This is a genomic window from Streptomyces sp. NPDC086519 (assembly GCF_040686075.1).
GTDB lineage: Bacteria > Actinomycetota > Actinomycetes > Streptomycetales > Streptomycetaceae > Streptomyces > Streptomyces shenzhenensis.
This window is the reverse complement of sequence record NZ_JBFBJL010000105.1, coordinates 1-24,538: the sequence shown is the minus strand read 5'-3', so window position 1 is coordinate 24,538 and position 24,538 is coordinate 1. Positions and strand designations below refer to the sequence as shown.

Genomic DNA, 24,538 nt, shown 5'->3' with positions numbered 1-24,538 from the left:
CCACTCTCATCACCCCCGGGGGGGGGGGGGGGGCGCCCGCCCCCCCCCCCCCCCACCCCTCATGCGTCCACGAACGAGGCAGGATCGGTCCCGTCGATCACGCTGACACAAACGGCGCAACTCCCCTGTCCCTCCAGGGAGACGCGTCTTCGCCGCAGAGCGCAGTCGAACGGCCTACGGCCCCCGAGGTGCGCCACGCACGTCAGCCCCGCAAGGGGACCTGTCCAGGACGGCGCCGACGCCGTGATCACCTCCAGCCACACCGTGATCGTTTCAACCGAGGTGAGCGGGTCGGTGAGGGGCCGGACTGACCTCGACTGAGCATGATGCCGTCGGGAGCGACAGAATCAACGTCACGTTGGTAAAACTCGACGTTGTGTAGACTTTCTCGGTGAGGGGGGCAGTCCAGCTCCTCGAGAGACCTTTCTGGAGGAGCAGTGCAGCAGCAGAAGTGGCTCATCACCGGCGTCAGCACGGGCCTTGGACGTGCCTTCGCCCAATCCGCCCTGGCCGCCGGGCACACCGTCGTCGGCACGGTCCGCTCCGAGGAGCACCTGCGGGCCTTCGAAGGGCTCAAACCCGGGTACGCGCACGGCCGCATCCTGGATGTGACCGACGACGCCGCCGTCTCGAGTGTGATCACGGAGGTGGAGCAGAGCGTCGGCCCCCTGGATGTCGTCGTCGCCAACGCCGGCTACGGCCTGGAGGGCACCTTCGAGGAAACCCCGCTGGCCGACGTACGGCGGCAGTTCGAGGTCAACGTCTTCGGGACAGTGGCCACCCTGCAGGCGGCGCTGCCCCACATGCGCCGGCGCCGCCGCGGACACCTGATGGCCGTCACCTCCATGGGCGGGCTCATGGCCGTGCCCGGCATGTCCGCCTACTGCGGCAGCAAGTTCGCCCTGGAAGGCATCCTCGAGGCACTGGGCAAGGAGGTCGCACAGTTCGGGATCCACGTGACGGCGATCGAGCCCGGTTCCTTCCGCACCGACTGGGCCGGACGGTCCATGACACGCGCCGCGCGGTCCATCGACGACTACGACGAGCTGTTCACCCCCATCCGTGAAGCGCGCCAGAAGGCCAGCGGCAACCAGCTGGGCAATCCGGCCAAGGCCGGGGATGCCGTCGTGCACATCGCGTCGGTCGACCAGCCGCCGGCCCACCTCGTCCTGGGCTCGGACGCGCTGCGACTGGTCACCGCCGCGCGCACGGCCGTGGACGAGGACATCCGCGCATGGGAGCCCCTCTCCCGTACCACCGACTTCGCCGAGGGCGCTCAGCTCTGATGACCGGCCACCACCCCGCCCGGAGCCGACGCACCACCGAACGCAAGGGTGACCTCCGGGAGCGGGCCATCCTCGACACCTGCGAAGCTCTGCTGGCACAACAGGGCTATGACGCCATGACCGTTGGCGACATCGCGCAGGGCGCCGGCATCACACGTGGCGCCCTGTACTTCTACTTCGGCTCCAAGCAAGAAGTGGTCACGGCGCTCGTGGCCCGGACCGTCGAGCACCTGTGGGAGCGGTCCAGGGCCACCGCGCAGACCGACGAGCCACGCCAGGCCATCGCAGCGGCCATGCGGCGCACGGTCGAGCTGTGGAACGAACACGGCCTGGTCATGCGCACGGCGATCGACCTGTCGTTGACCGTGCCGGAGATCGGCGAGCTGTGGAGCCACACGGCAGACCTGTTCATCACGGCCATCGCCGCCGTCCTGGAACGAGCCGGCGTTGAGGCAGGCACCGAACCAGAGCAGGCGTCGGCGATGGCGCGCGCCCTGTGCTGGATGATCGAGCGGACCTTCTACCACGCCTCGCAAGAGTCCCGCGAGGAGTTGCAAAAGGCATCTTCGACCTGCGAACACATCTGGCTGATCAGCGCCGGACTGATCACCTGATGCATCTGGTGTGGACGGTGAGGCGCGAAACCGGACCCCGTGGCTCCGAGGCCCACCGTCCAGGCACTCCGCCAGCGGAAATCCCGCGAGGCACAACGTCCTCTCCCAGCCCGGTCAACGGGAGCTGGTGTCCACAACTCCCGTGTACGGCCTTCCGGATCAGGTTGCGAGACCTGGAAGGTCACTTACGGGACCTCCCCATGCTGCCGGGCAGCCTGCGAATCACCTCGGCGTGCGGAGGTACCTGCACCGGTGAGGGGGCTGGGCGAGTCGGCGCCATCTCCGGGTAATGGCGGCGGCAGGGAGGTGAACCTCCAGCACGACCGCGGTGCCCGCGATGGCGCGGTCCTCGTGCGTGTTGATCCGCTGGCCGGTTTCGGCGTGCTTCCAGAGAGGGGGTGAGGGGAACGAGGCGGACAGTGGCTCGGCCGCCGGGCTCCAGAAAGGCCTGTCCTCGACCCGCAGTCCGGCAATGCTCACCGAAGGACCCCCGGTGTGTGAGAGGTTCCCGATGTCCCACATGGGTCGCAGAACACCGTGACCGGATAGTGGTGTCCTGCGTCGCGACTCCGCAGCCGGACGGAGCGTAAGGTCCGCTCGGATCATCCCGCTTCGGACCTTGTAGCACCGCCAGTGGCACCAAGCGGCGCTCCGCTCAAGGTGGAACTGCTCAGCCCGCCTCGGCAAGCTGCTCCCGAACGTCAAGGGCAGCGGAGGCCCGTCTCCGATGCCACCCGACCCCGTGTGACCGGCCACGTCTGTCTGGTGTCCGAGACCGCCGAGGGGCCGGCCGGGGGACTGTTTACTGTCCCGATGACCGCGCGTCGTATTCGTGCTGCGCCGCCAGGACCTCGTCGCTGTGCTCAACCGTCCAGTCGTACAGACGGGTGAAGGGTTCACGGAAAGACTCGCCGAGGTGTGTGAGGGAGTACTCCACGCCGAGGGGGGAGGTCTCGAGCACCCGGCGCTGGATCATGCCGTTGCGTTCGAGTCTGCGCAGCGTCTGGGTCAGTACCCGCTGTGTGACGCCCTCCAGTTGTCGCTTGATCTCGTTGAACCGCGTCGGTTGCTCCAGGACCGCCAGGACCATCATGGACCACTTGTCGGCGATCTGGTCGAGGATGGGCCGGCTTGGGCACTCGGCACTGAACCGTGGCATGCCGCGGGGCGGCAGGGGCGTGGAGCTGGTATTCATCATGATCCTTGGTTGTTGAGAAGTGCGTTATTGACCGTCCTCGGCGCAGCGCCCAGGGTAGGTATGCGTTGCAAACCTACTGGCTCATCGCAAACCTTGGAACACTCTTGAACCTGAACCTGAACCACTACACGACGCTCCGCGTCGGCATCGATGCCGGAGTCGCGTGGATCACCCTGGACAACCCCCCTGTCAACGTGCTCAGCGGCACCCTGATCCGCGAACTGCACGACGCCCTCGGGATGCTGCGGGACGATCGCTCGGTCCGCGTCATTGTGTTCTCCAGCGCCAACCCCGAGTTCTTCATCGCCCACGTCGACATCCACATCCTCAACGAGATGGACGAGTTGCAGGAGATCGCGGACCGCAACCCGGACGCCAATCTCTTCCAGGGGGTGGGCGAGTTGCTGCGCCACCAGCCCCAGGTGACGATCATCAAACTGGCGGGAAAGGCGCGAGCCGGCGGCGCCGAGTTCGTCGCGGCGGCCGACATGACCTTCGCCGCGCGGGAGACCGCGGGTATCGGGCAGAGCGAGGTGCTGATGGGCATCGTGCCGGGCGGCGGGGGAACGCAGTACCTGCGCGAGCGGGCCGGGCGCAACCGGGCGCTGGAACTGCTGCTCACCGGTGATCTGGTGGATGCAGACACCGCAGCCGCCTACGGGTGGATCAACCGTGCGGTACCCGCGGCCGAGTTGGACGCGTTCGTCGGCGGGGTGGCGGAAAAGATCGCCGCGCTTTCCCCGGAGCTCATCGCCGCAGCCAAGCAACTGGTCCCTCCGGCGGACCTGACCGACGGCCTGCGAGCGGAGAACGACGCATGGGCCGAGCTGGTGAGCGGGGCTCTTCCGGCACGACTCATGACAGGCGCCCTGGAGCACGGTGCGCAGACCCCCGCGGGCGAGCGCGATCTGGAATCGGTCATGCGAAGCGTCGCCGCCGGCCTGTAGAGCGAGAGCCACGGGCCGGGAAGGCCGCGGACGGAATCCGTCCGCGCCGGTGTCACCGAGCGGCATGACGGAGGCACGCTTCGTCTGCCCCGACTCGACCGGTGCCACCCGCTTTCGTCCCAGTGAGCCCGCGGCCAACGAGGTAACCCACGTCTGGGAACAACTCGCCGACACACAAGAGGCCACAAGATCAAGCCGTCGGCCACAGCGCGGGACGAACGTGGTGGAATCCGCCGATGGTCCGCGGCACGTTCGCCGTCTCAGCCGACCGTTCGAAAGGCGGCAGTCTCGCCGCCGGAATCACACTACGACGTGGTGAAGGACCCCACCGTGGTGACGTGCGCGTTCCCCGGCCAGTGCCGGGGATCGCGCCACACCCAAGAGGAGAGATGAACCCATGAGGGCAGCCTTCTACGACACGCCCGGTCCCGCCAAGACCGTGCTACGGGTGCTTGACGTCGAACGCCCCGAGCCCGCCCCCGGCCAGGTCCGCGTTCGTATCGCACTCTCCGCGATCAACCCGGGCGACATGTTCATGCGGCTGAACTCCACCCCGCAGGACTTCCAGCGCGTCGGCGAACACACCGGCCGCATTCCGCACCAGGACGGCACCGGCACGATCGACGCGGTCGGCGCGGGCGTCGACCCGAGCCGGATCGGTGAACGCGTGTGGATCTGGATGGCCGGCGCAGGCCATCCGTGGGGGACCGCGGCGGAGTGGACCGTCATACCGTCCGAGCAGGCCGTTGCGCTGCCGGATGGGGTCTCCGACGAGCTCGGCGCCTGCCTAGGCATCCCGGCGATGACCGCGCACTGGTGCCTGCATGCCGACGGTTCGCCCCGCGACCGCACCGTACTCGTCGCGGCCGGTGCGGGCGCCGTCGGGCACTACGCGATCGAACTCGGCCGCATTGCGGGCGCACGGATCGTGACGACGGTCAGCGGTCCGGAAAAGGCCGCCTTGGCCAGGGCCGCGGGCGCAGACCTCGTCGTGAACTACCGCGACGCCGACGCCGCCCAGCAGATCCTCGACGGAGCCGGGCCTGTCGACCGGATCATCGAGGTCTCGCTGACCGACAACCTCGAACTGGACCTGGCCGTCACCGGCCCGGGAGCAACCATCGTGACCTACGCGGCACAGCCCGACGACCCGACCCTGCCGGTCTTCAGGCTCATGTGGTCCAACCTGGTGCTGCGGTTCGCGCTGTTCCTCACCGAACCGCGGGACGCGCTGCTGCGTGCCGCCGCAGAGATCACCGAAGCCCTGCGCGAGGACGCTCTGACGCCACTGCCAATGCACTCCTTCAGCCTCGACGACGTGGCGCTCGCACACGAGGCCGTCGAGAACGGCCTGATCGGGAAGGCTGTACTCGACCTGCGCTGATCAGTCCATCGCGAACCGCACGAGAGGGAGCAACTACTCCCTGCCTGCCTCATGAGTTCAGGACGAATTCATGGCTGCGGCTCGCCGCATCCCTCGAACTGGCCGAGGAGCAGGTTGATCCGACTCGTGGATCGGGGCAAGAAGGGGTGGAAGATCCACTTGATCACCGAGCGGACCAGACTGCCCCTGTCCGTCGGGATCTCCGGTGCCAACCTCCACGGCACCGGGCCCCGGAGCCGCTCGTGCGCGGCATCCCGCCCGTCCGTTCCCGCCGCGGTCCACGCCGGCGCAAGCCGGGCAAGCTCCACGGCGACAAGGGTTACGACCACGCTCATCTGCGGAAATGGCTTCGCGAACGCGGCATCCAGCACCGCATCGTCGCAAGGGCATGGAGTCCTCCAGGCGGCCGGGCCGTCACCGTTGGGTGATCGAGCGGACCATGTCCTGGCTCGCCGGCTGCCGCACCCCTCACCGTCGCTACGAGTACAAAGCCGAGAACTTTTTGGCCTTCACCAGCATTGATTGCACCCTCATCTGCTACCGCCGGCTCGCCAAATGAGATGAACTTTTGCGAGTTGGTGCGTGATAGCTGGTGAGCTGGCCGGTGGATGATCCGCCTGCGGCGATCATGGTCAATCGGGCGGTGCTGGCGCATCGGCTGATCACGGAGATCTCTCGGCGTCATCTCGCGCGCCTGGTCGAAGAGTTGGCGGTGTCGTGGCAAGTCGGCGTCGAGGGTCGTCGCCATGCTGCGCGAGGTGGGGCCAGGATGCGGGCTGCGGATGCCGGCGTCGGCCACCAGCTGGTGTTCGTCGACCGGCTGGTGGCCACGCCGATCCATCTGCGGCACGACCTGCCGCATTCGGTGCTGGGCCTGGTGTTCGGCGCCGACCGCTCCACCCTCGCCCGCGCGATCGCACAGATACGTGTGCTCCTTGCGGAGCGGGGGTGCGCGGTCCCCGACCGCCCCGGCCTGCGATTGCGGACGCCGGCCGACGTGGTCACCTACGCCCAGGCCGAAGGCATCGAGCTGCGACTGGATGCCACCGAGGCGTCGGTGCCGGCGGCGACGACCCGCGCTCACCGGCTCAGCCGAGGCCGATCTGGCTGTAGAAGGCCTGGTTGTCCCAGAACAGGAACTCCTCGTCCATGGTGCCCTTACGGTTCCAGATGCCGACCGTGGCCATGTCGATGGCGTACTTCTTACCCGTCGGCTGGATGAAACCGCCGTTCCCGTCCGGCATGGGGCGGGTGAAGGTGCCCTGCATCACGCCGGTGACGCAGGTCAGCTCGTTCTTGGCCACCCGGAGGGGGTGGGACAGGATCCGCGTGTCGGGCGCCCACACGAAGAGGGCCGCGAGGTCGTCGATGTGCTGCTGGATACCGTCGGTGTAGTGTCCGTCCGGCCAGTGCACGCGGATGTTCTTCGCGTGGCTCTCACCCAGGCGGGCCCAGTCGGCGTGGGTGAAGACCTCGAAGTCCAACTCGTCGAAGGTTTCCAAGTGCTTGCGCTCGGCGCGGGTCAGGTTGTTCGGGAAGGGCGGGTTCGGCACCGGCGTGGTGGCCGGATCCGGGAGCAGGCCCGGGTACCGCTGGCCCGCCTGGGCCAGGCTCTCTCCACTGGTGACGGCGGTGATGGCCAGCGCGCCGAATGCGGCGGCGGCTCCACCCTTGAGCATGGAACGACGCTCCATGGTGAATCCTCGATTCTCGTGAAGAGCGCTCGCGACGAGCGCCGATGGTGAACCTGTTTTCTTGTGACGGCCAGGCCCCGACGACCCGGCCGACAGGCGGTGGCTGTGTGCGGGATTCCGCGTTGGCCGGCTAGGCGGCGGCCGGGGTGAACCGGCCCGCGGCCCAGGCGTGGCTGGTGCTCACGATCGTGGTGACGACGTCGAGTTCACGCTCGTCACGAGGTCCGTAGACCAGCACCATGCCCGGAGTGAGCCTGATCCCGGCGAGGGGATAGGCCACGGCCCAGCCGTGCCGGATCGCGTCGGCCGCCAGGCCGACCGGCAGCGCGATGTGGAGCGAGCCGTCGTGTCCGGGGTGCAGATGAGCGAACTCCCTGGCCCGCGGCACGAGGAAGGCTTGCTCGGGTCCGGTGGTGTGCGTCCCGGTGAGCATGAAGCCTCGCGCGCCCGGCACGGAGATTGCCGACGGGCCGGTGGCGACGCCGTCGAGTGTGCTCAGCCGGGCGAACAGCTTCTCCTGAAGTTCCGGCGGCGAGTTGTCGGTGGTCTGCTGCTGGGGGATCGTCACGCTCGCACGCGGGCGCTGCCCGTCACGGTCCGGAAGGCCGTCGGGGAGGGTCGGCCAGCGCGCCGGTTCCCTGTCGGGACATCCATGGCGGGCAAGGTAGTCGCTCCGCTCCGCGAGCCAGCCGGCGAGGCCGGCCAGCGCGCCGGTGGCGATGCCGTGCCCCACGGGGTCCCGCCGGGCAATCGTCGGCGCCCCCGATTCGCCGGTGAGGTAGTGCCAGGTGCGGTCGAGCAGTTCGCGGGGGATGACGTGGTCGTGCTCGCCCTGGGCGACGAACACCGGTACCCCGGCCAGTCGGGCGGGAGTGGTGGGCACCCCTGCGTCGAAGGGCAGCGTGCCGTAGAGAATCGCCGCTCCGGCAAAGCGTTCCGGGTTGTCCAGCACCAGCCCGCCCGCGAAAGCGGCGCCGCCGCTGAAGCCGACGAGCAGGACCGGACGGCCGGGCGGGGCGATCTCGTCGAGCCAGGCGTTGAACCAGTCCAGGGTGGCGCGCAGCGACTCCGGAACCGGGCGGCCGATGCCGCGGTTGGCGAACCAGGCGAACCCGGGGCCTTCGGCGATGGGTGCGCGCAGCGCGGCGTACGACAACTCGGGAGGCAACGCGTCGGCGAGCGCGATGATCTCGGTCTCGCGCGAGCCGCGACCGTGCAGCAGCACGACGAGCGGAGCAACCGAGTCACCCCTGTTCACTGCTGTCGGAGGCCCCAAGGGAGAGTCCGGTTGTGTGGCGTCAGTAGTAGTCATGATCGGTTCTCCTCAACCGGTCGGGCCGAGCAGCGCCCACTCGGACTGCCCGGACCAGTCGGCTCGCGTTCAGCGAGATGTTCAGAAAGGCCGTCTCCTCCAGCGCGCGGGCCGTACGCAGCCCACCCGCGTCGATCGGCTCGAAGCCGAGTGAGGCCGCGAACTCGGAAACGGTGTTCTTCGCGTCGACGTCGTCACCGGCGTGAAAGAGGTGGAGCGGGACGCCCTGCTCGACGGGGTTTGCGAGGCGTCCGGCGGAGACGGTGTTGAACGCCTTCACCACCGGCGCGTCCGGAGGATGACGCTGGAGGGTCTGCGCGGCGGCGGTCTCCTTGTTGTCGAGGTCGGTGAAGGTCGTGTTCAGCGGGTTGGTGGCGTCGGCCACGACCTTGCCGCGCACGGCCGGTGCCTGTTCGTCCGCGACGGCAGTCACCGCGTTCCCGGGTACGGCGAGCACCACGAGGTCGGCGTCGGTCACGGCGTCCACGGTGTTCGCTGCGGGGCGCGCACCCGTTTCGGCCGCGACCACGGCTGCCTTCTCCCGGCTGGTCGCCGACACGGACACGGTGTGCCCGGCGGCGGATGCGGCCTTGCTGAGCGCGGAGCCCACGCCGCCCGCTCCGGTGATCGCGACATGCATGACAGCGCGTCCCCAGTTCCTTGACTAGTCAGATATTGACACAGTAACCATCGATGATTGACTGCGCAATCTCTGACTCGGCAAGTATTTCGGAGGTAGGATTGTCAACATGCCTTCCGCGACTCCCATCGACGATCCGTTGATCACCACGTTCGGCCGCCTGGTCGAGGCCTACAGTCGGCTGGAGCAATGGCTCGGATCCGCCATGGAGTCCGAGGCAGGACTGCCTCACGTCTGGTTCGAGGTACTCATCCGGCTGGCCCGCTCGGAGGGGGAGCAACTGACGATGAGCGTCCTGGCCGACCAGATTGCGCTCACCACCAGCGGCGTGACCCGCCTGGTGGATCGCATGCAGGCGGCCGGATACGTCGAGCGACGCCCGTGCCCCACCGACCGCCGCGTCTCCTACGCGGGAATCACCGCCGCCGGGCACGACGTACTCGACCAAGCGGCCACCGTGCACGCCCGCAACCTGCGCAAGGCCTTCGACGGCTTCGGAGCGCAGGACCTGGCCGCGCTGGACGGCATGCTCGACCGCGTGAGGGAGGCAGCATCGAGGCTTCCTCGGAAGCCATGACGTCGAGGACCAGATGACGTAGCGGGCCGACCATGCGCAACTGCGGTTAGCCGACGTTCTGTTCGCCCCGACCGGAGCGGGGCGGACGACCGGACGCCTCCACGTTCGCGCTCGTGTCGGGCAAGTCGAATGTGGTGCCGTCGATCGCGGTCCGTCGCCAGCCGCGGTAGAAGGCACCCTGAGTGTCCCGTGCGGCAATTGGACGGCGTACCCGCGCGAGCAGCTGCCGTAGCGGCGGCGCCACACCCAGCCGGGACCTGGCTTTCCAGATCGCCGCCGTACTCGGCACCGCCCACGACGCACGCCAACGCCGCGCACCCTGCAATCCCGCGCTCAGCAGCCGGGCGACCTCGTCATGGCTCTGCCCGGAGAACAGACTAGACCAAGTGTTTACGCTGGGCGGAATGGCCAACTCCGCCTGGGTGTACGGACGTTACCGGCCACCCATGGGCGCTGTTACCGCCGTGTGATCCGCCGGATGCCAAGGTGGTGACATGCGCGTACTGATCGTGGAGGACCACAGGGATCTCGCGGAGAGCCTTGCGCGGGGGCTGCGCCGGCACGCCATGGACGTCGAACTCGCGCACGACGGCGAGCAGGGGCTCACCCGGGCCGCCAGCGGCGCGTTCGACGTCGTCGTCCTGGACCGCGACCTGCCACTCGTGCACGGCGACGACATCTGCCGTGCCCTCGTCCAGCAGGGCTGCCCGTCCCGGGTCCTGATGCTCACCGCCTCCGGCACCCTCGCCGACCGGGTCGAGGGCCTCGGCCTCGGCGCCGACGACTACCTCGCGAAGCCCTTCTCCTTCGCCGAGTTGATCGCCCGCGTCCAGGCCCTCGACAGACGCGACCAGCCCGCCGTGCCCCCGGTCCTCACCCGCGGCGACATCGAACTCGACCCCGCCCGCCGCACCGCGCTCCGCGGCGGACGCAGCCTGGACCTGTCACCCAAGGAGATGGCCGTCCTGGAGGTCCTGCTCGCCGCCGGCGGCGCCGTCGTCTCCGCCGAGGAACTCCTGGAACGCGCCTGGGACCGGGACGCCGACCCGTTCAGCAACACCGTCAAGGTCACCGTCAGCAGGCTGCGCCGCAAGCTCGGGGACCCGCCCGTCATCGAGACGCTGCCGCATGCCGGCTACCGGATCTGAAAGCGGCCGCACGGTGCCGGCCGCACGGTGCCGTGCGTGTTGTTGCGAGGCGGAGGACGGTACGCCAGCCTGTGAACGGAGTAACCCGGATGTGACCCGGCGTGGGGGACCCTGCCGTCGGTGACCCGTGTTTCGTAGGGGGAGCAATGAGAGTACTGGTGGTGGAGGACCACACGGAACTCGCGGATTCGATCACCAGAGTGCTGCGCCGCGAGGGCCTCGCCGTCGACACCGCCTACGGCGGCCGGACCGCGCTCGACCTCATCCTGGAGGTCGACTACGACGTGGTCATCCTCGACCGCGACCTCCCCGACGTGCACGGCGACGAGGTCTGCGCCGAACTCGCCACCGAGGGCGTCCGCACAAAGGTGCTCATGCTCACCGCCTCCGCCTCCATCGCGGACCGTGTCGAGGGCCTCGGCCTCGGCGCCGACGACTATCTCGCCAAGCCGTTCGCCTGGGCCGAACTCCTCGCCCGCACCCGCACCCTCGGCCGACGCGCCCACCCGGTGCGCCGGCCCGAGCTGGTCCGCGGCCCGCTGCGCCTCGACCCCGCCCGCCGTATCGCCAGCCACGCCGGCACCCAGCTCCCGCTCACTGCCAAGGAGTTCGGGGTCCTGGAGTACCTGCTAGGCGCCCGCGGCCGCACCGTGGCCACCGACGAACTCCTGGCCAAGGTGTGGGACGAGGTCGCCGACCCCGGCACCACCACCGTCAAGGCCACGGTCAACCGGCTCCGGACCAAGCTCGTCGACCGCTCCGTGATCCAGACCGTGCCAGGAGAGGGCTACCGGATCTGACATGGCGACCACCCTCGTGACCCGCGCCCGCGCCCGGCTGCGCCGCTCGGCCGCCGTCGTCCGGGCGCGCGCCCTGCTCCGCCGCCTCACGCCCCGTCGGGCCCGGGTCCGCTTCGCCATGCTCTTCGGTCTGCTGTTCATCGCCTCCGGCGCCGTCCTGCTCAGCATCACCTACCTGCTCGTCAACCGCCCCACCCACAACGTCGTCACCGCCTTCCACCTGGCCCCGCAGGACGGCTCACAACCGCGGACGATCATCCGGCCCGGCTCCGAACCCGGCTCCGAACCCGGCTCCGCGCCGGACGTCACCGACTGGCTCAACGACCAGCTGAGCAAACAGACCGCCAAGATGCACGACGCCCAGATGCACGAACTCCTCGTGCAGTCCGGCATCGCCCTCACCATCATGGCGGCGATCTCCGTCGTGCTCAGCTGGCTGCTGGCCCGCCGCGTCCTCAAGCCCATGCGGACCCTCACCGCCGGCATCTGCCGGATCTCCGCCAGCAACGTGCACGAGCGCCTCGCCGTCGAGGGCCCCCGCGACGAGGTCAGCGAGCTCGCCGACAGCGTCGACGGGCTCCTCGAACGCCTCGAAGCGGCCCTGGAGTCGCACAAACGCTTCGTCGCCAACGCCGCCCACGAACTGCGCACCCCGCTCACCGTGGAGCGCGCCCTCCTGGAGGAATCCCTTCTCGACCGCGACGCCACCGTCGAGGCGTTCCGCGAGAACTTCGAACGCCTGCTGCGGATCAGCACCCACCAGGGAGCCCTGCTGGAGTCCCTCCTCGCCCTCGCCGTGAGCGAACGGGGCATGGACCGCACCGAGCCCGTCGACCTGGCTGAGGTCGTCGAGTCCGTGCTGCTCACCCAACTCCCCGAGACCCAGCGGCACGGCGTACGCATCGTGGACCGCACCGAACCGGCGACGGTCGCCGGAGACACCGCACTCCTGGAGCGACTGGTCGCCAACCTGGCCCACAACGCCGCCTACTACAACGTGCCCGACGGCAGCGTGGACATCACCGTCCGGCGCCACGACCGGCGAGCCGTCCTCACCGTCTCCAACACCGGCCCCGAGGTCCCCAAGGATCGTGTCGACCAGCTCTTCGAGCCGTTCCAGCGGATGCACCGCACCGCGGGCGACGGCCACCACGGCCTCGGCCTGTCGATCGTCCGCGCCATCGCCGCGGCCCACGACGCCACCCTCACCGCCCGCGCCAGGCCCGAGGGCGGGCTCGTCGTCGACATCTCCTTCCCCCTCATTGTAAAAGGCGGAGAACGCTACGAAGGCCGGCCGCAGATCCGCGCCGCCGCCGCGTCCAAGTGACCAGAACGGCGGGTTGGACGGCACCGTCCGATAGGTATCGTTCTGAGGGACCGACCCGGTCGTCCAACGTCCTTTCGCGGCGTTGCACCGGGAATTGACGGCGCTTCAGCGGAGGTTGTAGCGCGCGGATCTGTATTCCCAGAAGCTTCCCCAGCGGAAGCTTCTTGCCTTGCGTTTCCCGCGAAATGGCGTATGGCACACCTGCATGCCCATGGCAACGGAATAAGGGTGAAGGGTAGGCATGAGCGAGCGAATCGGTGACAGCATTCCCCTGTCCGACGGCCAGGAGGGCATCTGGCACGCACAGCGCCTGGGCGGCCCACACGCGCTGTACAGCGTCGGGCAGGCCGTCGAGATCACCGGCCCGCTGGACGTGCCTGCCTTCGAGGCCGCGCTGCGCCGCACGGTCGAGGAGACCGAGGCCCTGGGCGTGCGCTTCACCGAGGACCAGACCGGCGAAGTACGCGCGGCGCCGCACACCGCCCCGCACCGGGCGACCCTGCGCATCGAGGAACCTGACGGGGACCGGGACAAGGACGGGGACCGTGACAGTGACCGGCGGGCCCGGATCGAGACCCGGATCGAGACCCGGATGCGCGAGGAACTCGCCCGCCTGGAGGATCCGCTCGGAGAAAACCTCTTCTCACACGTGCTCTTCAGACTCGATTCCGATCGGTACTGCTGGTTCCAGGGCTACAACCACCTCCTGCTCGACGGATACGCGTGCACGCTCATGGCCCGCAGGGTCGCCGAGGTGTATTCGGCACTCGTCGGGGGCAGGGCGTATCCGGATTCCGGTGACACCTCGATAAACAGGGTGCTCGAAGAAGAAGCGGAATACCGGAACTCAATTGAATTCGCCGACGACCGGCGGTATCTATCCGACCGATTCTCGGACCGCCCGGACCTGGCGGAGGTCCCCCGAATCTCCGGCGTCGCCGGCTTTCACGACGACGCCCGCGAGGGCGCCGTACTCCGCGAGACGGGCGGTCTCGACCCTGCCGCGGCGGCCGCGCTGCACGCCGCGGCGGACCGCGCCGGCCTGCGCACCTCCCGGCTGCTTCTCGCCGCCGTCGGCGCCTTCGTCAACGGCCTGGCCGGGTCCCCCGAGGCGCTGCTCAGCCTCCCCGTGACCGGACGTGTGAGCGAGACGGATCTCAGGGCGCGCACCACCAAGGCGAACATGCTGCCCCTGCGCTTCCCCGTCCCCGCCGAAGCCGGCCTGCTCGACCTTGCCCGGACGGCCGACGAAGCGGTCGGCGAACTGCTCCGGCACCAGCGGTACCGCGGCGAACGGTTGCGCAGGGAGCTGGGCTGGCCCGAGGGCGACCGCTGGCACTTCGGCCCGTATGTGAACATCCTGCCGTCGGCCGGCGAACTGGCCTTCGGCGACTGCCGGGGCGTGGCACGGGACGTGTCGACCCGATTGGTCGAGGACTTCGGAGTGCTGATCGACCGCACCGCGTCGGGGGTCGAGATCGTCGTCGAGGCGAACGCTGCGCTCTACGACCGGGCGTGGGTACGGGCCGTCCACCGGTCCCTGATCGCCTTCGTCGAGCGGGCCGCCGACGATCCGACGGCACCGCTGCGACGGATCGCAGCGGTGGGGGACGAGTCCGAGCGGGCTGTGGTGGTGGAGGGGTGGAACGCGACGGCACGTGAGGTGGATGCGTCGCTGGTGGTGGAGCGGTTCCGCCGGTGGGCGGTGGTGTCTCCGGACGCGGTGGCGTTGCGTTCGGGTGAGTGCTTGTTGACCTATGCGGAGGTGGATGGGCGTTCGGATGTGTGGGCGTGTGGGCTGGTGGCGCGTGGGGTGGGTCGGGAGTCGCGGGTGGGTCTGTGTCTGCCGCGTGGGGTGGAGATGGTGGTGGCGTTGCTGGCGGTGTGGAAGGCCGGCGGGGCGTATGTGCCGCTGGATCCGGAGTATCCCGCTGACCGGTTGGCGTACATGGTCGCGGACAGTGCGGCGGAGTTCGTGGTGGTCTCGGGCGAGACGGCCGGCTGTCTGCCGGAGGATGTCGCCGTCGTCCGTCTCGACGAACTGGAAGCCGTATCGGGTGAGTTGCCGGAGGTCGCGGCCGGTCAGCTGGCTTACGTGATCTATACGTCGGGTTCGACGGGGCGTCCGAAGGGTGTGGCGGTCGGGCATGCGTCGGTGGCGAACCTGGCCACCGCCATGCGTCCCGTCCTCGGCGTCGAACCGGGGGTTACGGCGCTGCAGTTCGCTTCTTTCAGCTTCGACGCGTCCGTGCTGGACGTGGCCGTGACGCTGGCCGCCGGTGGCACGCTGGCCATCGCCTCGTCCGATGAGCGGCTGGACCCTTCCGCGCTGGCCGCGATGGTGGAGAGCAGCGGTGTCGAGGTGGCGAGTGTCGTTCCGTCGCTGCTGGGTGTGCTGGAGCCGACGAACTTCGCCGGTATCGGCAACTGGGTCCTGGGTGCGGAGCGGTTGGAGTCCGGTCTGGCGGCGAAGTGGCGGGCGGGTGCGCGGGTGTGGAACACCTACGGTCCGACCGAGGCGACGGTGATCTCGACGGCGGTCTTGTTGGGCGAGGGGATAACCAGGGAGGGGGCGCCGCCGGCCATCGGTTCTCCGCTGCCCAATGTCCGTACTTACGTGCTGGACGCCTTTCTGCGGCCGGTGCCGGTGGGGGTGGCCGGTGAGTTGTATGTCGCCGGGGACGGGCTGGCGCGGGGTTATGTGAACCGGCCGGGTCTGACGGCGGAGCGGTTCGTGGCGTGCCCGTTCGGTGACGGCGACGGGCGGATGTATCGCACGGGGGATCTGGTGCGGTGGCGGGCCGATGGCCGGCTGGAGTTCGTGGGCCGGGCCGACCAGCAGGTGAAGATCCGCGGCTTCCGGGTCGAACTCGGCGAGGTCGGGGCGGTGCTGGCCGCTTGTCCGGGGGTCGAGCGAGCCACGGCGGTGGTCCGGGACGGGCATGTGGTCGGCTATGTCGCCGGGAGCGCGGACGGCGAGGAGGTGCGGGCCTTCGCCGCCACCCGGCTGCCGGAGTACATGGTCCCGTCGGCGGTCGTCGCGCTCGACGCCTTTCCGCTGACCGTGAACGGCAAGATCGACCGGGCCGCCCTGCCCGAGCCCGGCCCGGCGTCCGCCGACACGCGCGCTCCGTCGACCGGGACCGAGGAGGCGCTGTGTGCGCTGTTCGCGGAGGTGCTGGGTCTGGGGTCGGACGCGGTCGGCGTCGGGGACAGCTTCTTCGGGCTGGGCGGCGACTCGATCACGGCGATGCTGTTGGTGTCACGGGCCCGTGGGGCCGGGCTGATCATCCGGGCCCGTCAGGTGCACGAGTTGCGGACGCCGGCGCGGCTGGCGGCCGCCGTGGCGAAGCCCGCTGGCGGGGTCGGCGGGGTGGTTCTGGCGGACGGCACCCGTCTGGCGGACCGCGCGATCGGTGAGGTGCCGCTGACACCGGTGATGCGGGAGGTACTGGACCGGGTCGGTGCCGGCGGTGTGCGCGAGGTCGTGCAGTCGGTGGCGGTGGAGGCGCCGGCGGGGCTGGACGAGGTGGCGCTGCGGGATGCGTGGGCGGTCCTGATGGAGCGTCATGACATGTTGCGGGCATCGCTGGTGGCGGAGCGCGGGGTGCTCGTGGTGCCCGGAGTGGCGGACGCGGTGCCGGCCGCCGGGGCGGTCCTACGCGTGGACGCGATCGGGCAGGATCCGGCGGACCTGGTGGATGCGGAGATCCAGGCCGCGGTGGCGCGGCTGGATCCCGCGGCCGGGGTGATGGTCCAGGCGGTGTGGCTGGACGCGGGGCCCCTGGCTGCCGGGCGGCTGGTCGTGGTGGCCAGCCACCTGGTCGTCGACGCGGTGTCCTGGCAGGTGCTCCTGCCCGACCTGTGGTCCGCGTACGGGGCACGCGTCGGCCAAGGCGAGCCGGTACTCGACGACGTACCGGTGCCGTTCCGGGCCTGGGCGCGGGAGCTGGCGGCCGAGGCGACCCGTCCGGAGCGGGTGGCCGAGCTGGACGCGTGGCGGACGGTGGTGGCGGGTGACGGCCCGGACGTCCTGCTGACGGACGTTCCGCTGGACCCGGCCGTGGATGTGGGCGCGACGGTTCGCGAGGTGTCGGTGACCGTGGCGGCGGACGTGACGGCGGCGCTCTCGACGGATGTTCCGGCCGCGTTCCACGCCGGCGTGCACGAGGTGCTGCTTGCGGGCCTGGCGGGTGCGGTGGCGGAGTGGGCCGGGCCCGGCGGTCTCCTGGTGGACGTCGAGGGCCACGGCCGGACCTCGCTGTCCGAGGGGGCGGATCTGTCGCGGACGGTGGGGTGGTTCACGTCCTCGTACCCGGTGCGGCTGGGCGCTGACGGTGGGCTGTCGGGGTCGGGGTCGGGGTCGGTGTCGGTGTCGCGGGTGAAGGAGCAGGTGCGGGCGGTGCCCGGGGACGGGCTCGGCTACGGCCTGCTGCGCCGGCTGAACCCGGAGACGGCTCCGGTGCTGGCGGGCCTGCCGACGGCGCAGGTCGGCTTCAACTACCTGGGCCGCACAGGGACCGGCACCGGCTTCGCGGCGGGCAGTGCGGCGCAGGCCGCCGTGATGCACGCGCTCGAACTGACGGGATCGGTACGGGAGTCGGCGGACGGTCCGGTACTGGAGCTGGTGCTGGCCTGGCCCGGGCGGTTGCTGCCCGAGGGACGGGCGCGGGCACTGCTGGAGGCGTGGGCGGGCGCGCTCGGGAGCCTGGTGGCGGACGTTCGGGCGGGTGCGGGTGGGCATTCCCCGTCGGACTTTCCGCTGGTGGCCCTGGACCAGACGGCGGTGGAGGAGATAGAGGCCGCGGTTCCTGGTGTGGTGGAGGTGCTGCCGGTCGCGCCTCTGCAGCAGGGCCTGCTGTTCCACTCCCTCTTCGACGAGGACGGCACGGACGTCTACGTCGAGCAGATGGTGCTGACGCTCCAAGGTGACGTGGACGGGGAGCGGTTGCGGGCGTCATGGCAGGGCCTGGTCGATCGGCATGCCGCGTTGCGGGCCGGGTTCATGCAGGTGGCGGGTGCGACAAGCCCGGTGCAGGTGGTCGCGGACCAAGCCGAACTGCCCTGGCGCGAGGTGGATTTCACGGGACTCGATGAGGACGCCGCGGACCGGGTGGCGACCGAGGAACGGTCCGCGCGGTTCGATCTCGCCGCGCCCCCGCTGCTGCGCGTGGCACTGCTCCGGACCGGCGCTGAGCGGTCCCGGCTGGTGGTGACACTCCACCACCTGCTGCTGGACGGCTGGTCGCTGCCCATACTGCTCAAGGAGTTGTGGGTGCTCTACGAGGCCGGCGGCCAGGCGGATGCGTCGAGTGCGTCGGGCGCGTCGGGCGCGTCGGGCGCGTTGGGCGCACCCGTGCCGACGCGGCCCTACTGGGCGTGGCTGGCCGCCCGGGATGGTGCGGCCGCGCTGGAGGCGTGGCGGACCGAACTGGCCGAGGTCGAGGAGCCCACGCTCGTCGCACCGGCCGGCTCGGACACGTCAGATGCCGTCGCCCTGGACCGGGTCCACGAGCGGGCGGACGCCGACCTGGTGCGCGCGCTGGAGCGGGTCGCACGCGGGGCCGGCGTGACGCTGAACACCGTGGTCCAGCTGGCCTGGGGACTGGTGCTGGGACAGCTGACGGGCCGTCATGAGGTGGTGTTCGGCGCCACGGTGGCGGGCCGGCCGGCGGAGCTTCCCGGGATGGAGGCGATGCTGGGGCTGTTCATCAACACGCTGCCGGTGCGGGTGCGACTGGATCCCGCCCGGTCGGTGGGTGCCGCGCTGGAGGAGTTGCAGGCGCGGCAGTCGGCGCTGCTCGACCACCAGCATGTCGGGCTGAGCGAGGTGCAGCGGGCCGCAGGCCCCGGCGCCACCTTCGACACGCTGCTGGCCTTCGAGAACTACCCGGGCGACCTGGACGCCCAGCCCCTCGGCGACGAACTCGCCCTCACGGCCACCGAGCTCCGCGAGTCGACCAACTTCGCGCTGGCGCTGGGCGTCACCCCCGCCGACGGCCTCGCCATCCGCCTCGACCACCGCTCCGACGTCCTCGGACACCAGGCCGCCCGGCGGACGGCCCGCCGCCTGGTCCGGGTACTGGAGCAGATGGCCGCCGACCCGGAGACACGGCTGAGTGACATCGAGCTGCTGGACGAGTCCGAGCGGGCTGTGGTGGTGGAGGAGTGGAACGCGACGGCACGCGAGGTGGATGCGTCGCTGGTGGTGGAGCGGTTCCGACGGTGGGTGGCTGAGTCTCCGGACGCGGTGGCGTTGCGCTCGGGTGGGCGTTCGTTGACCTATGCGGAGGTGGATGGGCGTTCGGATGCGTGGGCGCGTGGGCTGGTGGCGCGTGGGGTGGGTCGGGAGTCGCGGGTGGGTCTGTGTCTGCCGCGTGGGGTGGAGATGGTGGTGGCGTTGCTGGCGGTGTGGAAGGCCGGCGGGGCGTATGTGCCGCTGGATCCGGAGTATCCCGCTGACCGGTTGGCGTACATGGTCGCGGACAGTGCGGCGGAGTTCGTGCTGGTCTCGGGCGAGACGGCCGGCTGTCTGCCGGAGGATGTCGCCGTCGTTCGTCTCGACGAACTGGATCGCGTATCGGGTGAGTTGCCGGAGATCGCTGCTGGTCAGCTGGCCTATGTGATCTATACGTCGGGTTCGACGGGCCGTCCGAAGGGTGTGGCGGTCGCGCACGCGTCGGTGGCGAACCTGGCGTCGGTGATGCGTCCGGTGTTGGGGGTGGAGCCGGGGGTTACGGCCTTGCAGTTCGCGTCGTTGAGTTTCGACGCGGCGGTGCTGGACGTGGCGGTGACGCTGGCCGCCGGTGGCACGCTGGCGATCGCGTCGGCGGAGGAGCGGCTTGACGGGGCCGCGCTGGCCGGAATGATGGCGGCCTCCGGCGTCGGGGTGGCGAGTGTCGTTCCGTCGCTGCTGTGGGCGCTGGAGCCGGAGGCGGTTCCGGGGGTCGGCAACTGGGTGCTGGGTGCGGAGCGGTTGGAGTCCGGTCTGGCGGCGAAGTGGCGGGCGGGTGCGCGGGTGTGGAACACCTACGGTCCGACCGAGGCGACGGTGATCTCGACGGCGGTCTTGTTGGGCGAGGGCATCACAGGGGAGGACGCCGCGCCGGCGATCGGATCTCCGCTGTCGAACGTCCGCACGTACGTCCTGGACGGGTGTCTGCGGCCGGTGCCGGTGGGTGTGACGGGTGAGTTGTATGTCGCCGGGGATGGGCTGGCGCGGGGTTATGTGAACCGGCCGGGTCTGACGGCGGAGCGGTTCGTGGCGTGCCCGTTCGGTGACGGCGACGGGCGGATGTATCGCACGGGGGATCTGGTGCGGTGGCGGGCCGATGGCCGGCTGGAGTTCGTGGGCCGGGCCGACCAGCAGGTGAAGATCCGCGGCTTCCGGGTGGAGCCGGGCGAGGTGGAGGCCGTCCTGGCCGCCCACCCGGGTGTGGAGCGGGCGGCCGTGCTGGTGCGGGACGGGCGACTCGTCGGGTACGTCGTCGGGTCGGTGGACATGAGCGCCGTACGGGCTCACGCGGCGACCCGGCTGCCGGAGCACATGGTCCCGTCGGCGTTGGTGGTCCTGGACGACTTCCCGCTGACGCCCAACGGGAAGATCGACCGGTCCGCCCTGCCCGCGCCCGACCTCGCGTCCGTGGCCACCCGGGCGCCCGAGACCTCGGCCGAGGAGGCGTTCTGCGCCCTGTTCGCCGAGGTGCTGGGCCTGGAGCGGGTGGGGGTCGGGGACGGGTTCTTCGACCTGGGCGGCGACTCGATCCTGTCGATGCTGCTCGCCTCCCGCGCCCGGCGGGCCGGGTGGGCGGTGACGCCCCGCCAGGTCTTCGAGGAGAAGACCCCGGAACGGCTGGCGCTGGTGGCGGTCGCGACCGTGGACACGTCCGAGGAGGTCGAGGACGGCGGGGCCGACGGGGCCGGCGAGGTGCCGTGGACGCCGGTGATGCGGTCCATGGGCGCGGACGCGCTGCGGTCGCGGTTCGCGCAGTGGATGGCCGTGGGCGCGCCCGCCGGGCTGGGCACGGACGTGCTGGAGACGGGGTTGGAGGCGGTGCTGGCCGCGCACGGCATGCTTCGGGCCCGGGTCGAGGACGGGACCGGCGGCCCGGTGCTCGTCGTACCGGAACCCGGCACGGTGGATCGGTTCGGCCGTCTCGACGGCGTCGGTCGGGTCGAGGGGTTCGGCAGAGTCGTGCGGGTGGACGCCGGAGGTGTCTCCGACGACGGCCTGGACGACGTGGCCGGGGACGCTGCCCGGGACGCGGTCGAGCGACTGGATCCGTTGGCGGGCGTGATGGCGCTCGCCGTGTGGGTGGACGCCGGTCCGGGCCGGACCGGGCGCGTGGTCCTCGTAGTGCACCATCTCGTCGTCGACGGGGTGTCGTGGCGGGTGCTGATGCCGGACCTGCGGGCGGCCTGCGAGGCCGTGGCCGCCGGCCGCAAGCCCGACACCGTCCTGCAGTCGGCCGGCACCCCGTTCCGGTCCTGGGCCCGCCAGTTGGAGCGTTCGGCCCGCAGCCCGGAGAGGGCGGCGGAGCTGGACGGCTGGCTGGCCCTGCTCTCGGGGACCACCGGGCGTACGGTGGTCGGGTCCCGTCCCCTCGATCCGTACCGTGACACCGTACGGACCCTGGTCCGCCGCGAGTGGACCCTCCCCGCCGACCGCAGTGCCGTACTCGTCGGCCGTACCCCTGCGCTTTTCCACTGCGGAGTGCGCGAGGTGCTGCTGGCGACGCTGGCCGGAGCTGTGGCGCGGTGGCGTCCGGAGGCTGGGGACGGGAACGAAGAGGGGGCCGGGGCTGGCGGTCTGCTGGTTGAGGTCGAGGCGCACGGCCGGGAGCCGCTGTCGGAGGGCATGGACGTGTCCCGGACCGTGGGCTGGTTCACCGCGGTGCATCCGCTGCGGCTGGACGTGTCCGGAATCGGCCTGGAGGACGCGGCGGCCGGCGGCGCCGCGGCCGGCGTGCTGGTCAAAAGGGTGAAGGAACAGGTACAGGCGGTACCCGGGGACGGGCTGGGCCACGGCCTGCTGCGCTGGGCGAATCCCGAGGCGGCACGGGCGTTGGCGGACCTTCCCGCACCGGAGATCGGCTTCAACTATCTGGGCCGGTTCGCCGGGGCCGGACCGGGCGGGAGCCCGGTCGGCGCCTGGCAGACGGCCGGGGACAGCGCGATGTCCGGCACGGCGGATCCGGACATGCCGGTGCTGCACCCGCTGGAAGCCGGCGCCGTCGTGTCCGACACCCCGGACGGACCTTTGCTGACCGTCACCCTCGGCTGGCCCGCAACGCTGCTGGACGGGGACCGGGCCGAACGTCTCGGCCGGACCTGGCTGGAACTACTGGAGGGGATCGCAACCCATACCGCCGATCCGACGGCCGGCGGCCACACACCCTCCGACTTCGCGCTGCTCGATCTCGACCAGGACGAAATCGAGGCCCTGGAGACCGAGTTCGCGGATGACCACGGCTGACACCTGCGCCTCCGACTTCCGACTTCCACCTTCGACCTCGCCCGGGCGACCGCCGCCGGCCGTCCCTGACTCCCGCTGACCCCCTCCGATTTCGTCCTACGTCACTCCGACTCCTGAGATCTGCTCCCTGACGCTCTGCCCGCGCTGCCGAACCGAAGCTGTGACCGCTGTGAGGAGACCAACGCGATGACCCGGACTCGGACCGCCATCGAAGACATCTGGCCGCTGTCGCCGCTGCAGGAGGGGCTGCTCTTCCACGCGGCCTTCGGCACGGGTGCGTCCGACGTGTACGCGGGACAGCGGGCCCTCGCCCTCGACGGGCCGCTGGACGCCGAACGTCTTCGCCGTTCCTGGGAGGGCCTGCTCGCCCGTCATGGCGCCCTGCGGGCCGGCTTCCGGCGGCGCAGGTCGGGCCAGGCGGTACAGGTCGTCGCCCGGCATGCCGAACTCCCCTGGCAGGAAGCCGATCTGAGTGGCCTGCCGGAGGCGGAGGCGGAGGCCGAGGCGGCCCGGCTGTCCGAGGCGGAGCTGTCGGCCGGCTTCGATGTCGCGCGCGGACCGCTGCTGCGGCTTCTGCTGATCCGGCTCGGCGACCGGCGGCACCGACTGGTGATGACGACTCATCACATCGTGCTCGACGGCTGGTCGTTGCCCATCCTGGTGGACGAACTGTCGACGGTGTACAGGGCCGGGGGCGACGTCCGGGCACTGCCGCCGATCCGTTCCTACGGCGACTACCTGGCCTGGCTGGGCCGGCAGGACCGGGAGGCGGCACGGAGCGCATGGCGCGCGGAGCTGGCGGGGGCGGACGAGCCCACCCTGGTCGCCCCGGCCGACCCCGCGCGGCCGCCGCTGCGGCCCGAAGCCGTGCTCGCCGAGTGCAGCGCGGAACTGACGCGGGCACTGGAGGTGCTGGCACGTGAGTGCGGCGTCACCATGGCCACGGTGGTGCAGGCCGCGTGGGCGATGGTCCTCGCCCGGCTGGCCGGGCGGCAGGACGTGGTGTTCGGCACCACCGTCGCCGGGCGGCCCACGGACCTGCCGGGCGCCGACTCGCTGGTCGGCCTGTTCATCAACACCCTGCCGGTCCGCGTCGAACTGGCCGGGGGCAGCACTGTCGCCGAACTGCTCGCCACGCTGCAGGCGCGCCAGGTGAGTCTCCTGGGCCACCAGCACCTCGGGCTCACCGAGATCAGGCAACTCGCCGGACCCGGCGCGGAGTTCGACACGCTGGTGGTGTACGAGAACTATCCGCGATCGGCGACCGAGGAGCCGGACGGACCCGACGCCGTCACCATCCGGCTGGACGGCAGGACAAGGGACGCCAGCCACTATCCGCTCGGCCTGATCGTCGCACCGGGTGAGCGGATGGAGCTGCAACTCGACCACCGGACGGACCTGTTCGACCGCGCGGACGCCGAGCGGGTGCTGGCTATGCTGCACCGGGTGCTCGAAGGGTTCGCGGCCGACCCGCACGCGCCGCTGGCCCGCATCGGACTCCTGGACGACGACGAGTTGGTCCGCGTCACCCGCGACTGGCAGGACATCCAGCCGGAAGCGCCTTGCGGGACGCTGCCCGACATGCTCACGGACCAGGCGCGCCGGACGCCGGACGCGATGGCCCTGGACTCTGACGAACGGACTCTGACCTACGCCGAGTTGGCGGACGAGGTGGGCCGCCTGGCGCGGTACCTCATCGGCCTCGGGGTGGGACCCGAGCAGCGGGTCGCCGTCGTCGCGGAGCGGTCGGTGGGGACGGTGGTCGCGCTGCTGGCCGTGTCGATGGCCGGCGGAGCCTTCGTCCCGCTGGACCCCCGGCACCCGGCGGACCGGCTGGCCCTGGTGCTCGACGACTCCGACCCGGTCGCGGTGCTGTGCACCGAGGCCGGCCGCGCGGTACTGCCCGACGGTACCCGGGAGCGGGCGATCGCCCTGGACGACCCGCAGGTCATGGCGGAGGTGGCACGGCACACGACAGGCCCGGTGACCGACGCCGAGCGTACGTCGCCGCTGCGTGTCACCAACGCCGCGTACGTCATTCACACGTCGGGTTCGACGGGGCGGCCGAAGGGTGTGGTGGTGTCGCATGTGGGGTTGGTGAATTTGGGGTTGGCGCAGGTGGAGCGGTTTGGGGTG

Annotated in this window: 15 protein-coding genes and 2 pseudogenes; 12 read left to right on the top strand and 5 right to left on the bottom strand. The window is 70.6% G+C overall.

The window, feature by feature from the left end:
* Positions 1-437 precede the first annotated feature (437 nt).
* Both AB0P24_RS45320 and AB0P24_RS45315 read left to right on the top strand, forming a co-directional pair.
* Entirely contained in the window at positions 438-1,286 is an 849-nt protein-coding gene (locus AB0P24_RS45320) for an oxidoreductase (RefSeq protein WP_365804893.1), read from the top strand.
* A complete protein-coding gene (locus tag AB0P24_RS45315; protein ID WP_365804891.1) occupies positions 1,286-1,900 on the top strand; it encodes a TetR/AcrR family transcriptional regulator in 615 nt (204 codons plus the stop codon). Before AB0P24_RS45320 ends, AB0P24_RS45315 begins: the two co-directional genes overlap by 1 nt.
* 802 nt (positions 1,901-2,702) lie before the next feature.
* On the opposite strand, the gene AB0P24_RS45310 is transcribed toward AB0P24_RS45315, so the two are convergent.
* A complete protein-coding gene (locus AB0P24_RS45310; protein WP_365804895.1) occupies positions 2,703-3,095 on the bottom strand; it encodes a helix-turn-helix domain-containing protein in 393 nt (130 codons plus the stop codon).
* A 107-nt stretch (positions 3,096-3,202) separates the two neighbouring features.
* Here AB0P24_RS45310 and AB0P24_RS45305 point away from each other — a divergent pair, with 107 nt between their 5' ends.
* The 4 genes and pseudogenes from AB0P24_RS45305 to AB0P24_RS45290 form a co-directional block, all read left to right on the top strand.
* On the top strand, positions 3,203-4,045 hold the full coding sequence (locus AB0P24_RS45305; RefSeq protein WP_365804889.1) for an enoyl-CoA hydratase/isomerase family protein: 843 nt from the start codon (positions 3,203-3,205) through the stop codon (positions 4,043-4,045).
* 397 nt (positions 4,046-4,442) lie between these two features.
* Positions 4,443-5,429 (top strand): NADPH:quinone reductase, encoded by a 987-nt coding sequence (locus AB0P24_RS45300; protein ID WP_365804887.1) that lies wholly within the window; start codon positions 4,443-4,445, stop codon positions 5,427-5,429.
* A gap of 129 nt (positions 5,430-5,558) precedes the next feature.
* Positions 5,559-5,988, top strand: a pseudogene (locus tag AB0P24_RS45295) (transposase); the annotation flags it as partial.
* 69 nt (positions 5,989-6,057) lie between these two features.
* Positions 6,058-6,477: pseudogene (locus tag AB0P24_RS45290) on the top strand (transposase family protein); the annotation flags it as partial.
* Between the two features lie 40 nt (positions 6,478-6,517).
* Here the strand turns inward: AB0P24_RS45290 and AB0P24_RS45285 are convergent.
* The 3 genes from AB0P24_RS45285 to AB0P24_RS45275 all read right to left on the bottom strand — a co-directional run bounded on the left by AB0P24_RS45285 (position 6,518) and on the right by AB0P24_RS45275 (position 9,075).
* Positions 6,518-7,123, bottom strand: a complete 606-nt coding sequence (locus AB0P24_RS45285; protein WP_365804885.1) for an ester cyclase — start codon at positions 7,121-7,123, stop codon at positions 6,518-6,520.
* A 130-nt stretch (positions 7,124-7,253) separates the two neighbouring features.
* Positions 7,254-8,435, bottom strand: a complete 1,182-nt coding sequence (locus AB0P24_RS45280) for a hypothetical protein (RefSeq protein ID WP_365804883.1) — start codon at positions 8,433-8,435, stop codon at positions 7,254-7,256.
* Positions 8,422-9,075: a prephenate dehydrogenase/arogenate dehydrogenase family protein gene (locus AB0P24_RS45275; protein ID WP_365804881.1), complete on the bottom strand. Its 654-nt coding sequence runs from the start codon at positions 9,073-9,075 to the stop codon at positions 8,422-8,424. The genes AB0P24_RS45280 and AB0P24_RS45275 overlap by 14 nt, the downstream gene beginning before the upstream one ends.
* Before the next feature lie 109 nt (positions 9,076-9,184).
* On the opposite strand from AB0P24_RS45275, the gene AB0P24_RS45270 reads away from it, so the two are divergent.
* Positions 9,185-9,652: a MarR family transcriptional regulator gene (locus AB0P24_RS45270; RefSeq protein ID WP_362796242.1), complete on the top strand. Its 468-nt coding sequence runs from the start codon at positions 9,185-9,187 to the stop codon at positions 9,650-9,652.
* A gap of 46 nt (positions 9,653-9,698) precedes the next feature.
* Here AB0P24_RS45270 and AB0P24_RS45265 read toward each other — a convergent pair whose 3' ends face one another.
* Positions 9,699-10,064 (bottom strand): transposase domain-containing protein, encoded by a 366-nt coding sequence (locus tag AB0P24_RS45265; RefSeq protein ID WP_365804879.1) that lies wholly within the window; start codon positions 10,062-10,064, stop codon positions 9,699-9,701.
* Between the two features lie 82 nt (positions 10,065-10,146).
* On the opposite strand from AB0P24_RS45265, the gene AB0P24_RS45260 reads away from it, so the two are divergent.
* The 5 genes from AB0P24_RS45260 to AB0P24_RS45240 all read left to right on the top strand — a co-directional run.
* On the top strand, positions 10,147-10,800 hold the full coding sequence (locus tag AB0P24_RS45260) for a response regulator transcription factor (RefSeq protein WP_365804877.1): 654 nt from the start codon (positions 10,147-10,149) through the stop codon (positions 10,798-10,800).
* A gap of 146 nt (positions 10,801-10,946) precedes the next feature.
* Positions 10,947-11,600, top strand: a complete 654-nt coding sequence (locus tag AB0P24_RS45255) for a response regulator transcription factor (RefSeq protein ID WP_365804875.1) — start codon at positions 10,947-10,949, stop codon at positions 11,598-11,600.
* 1 nt (position 11,601) lies between these two features.
* Positions 11,602-12,927, top strand: coding sequence for a HAMP domain-containing sensor histidine kinase (locus tag AB0P24_RS45250; RefSeq protein WP_365804873.1), 1,326 nt, complete (start codon positions 11,602-11,604; stop codon positions 12,925-12,927).
* 241 nt (positions 12,928-13,168) lie between these two features.
* Entirely contained in the window at positions 13,169-22,402 is a 9,234-nt protein-coding gene (locus AB0P24_RS45245; protein ID WP_365804871.1) for an amino acid adenylation domain-containing protein, read from the top strand.
* 186 nt (positions 22,403-22,588) lie between these two features.
* Positions 22,589-24,538: condensation domain-containing protein (locus AB0P24_RS45240; RefSeq protein WP_365804869.1), on the top strand; the 1,950-nt coding region annotated here is incomplete at its 3' end.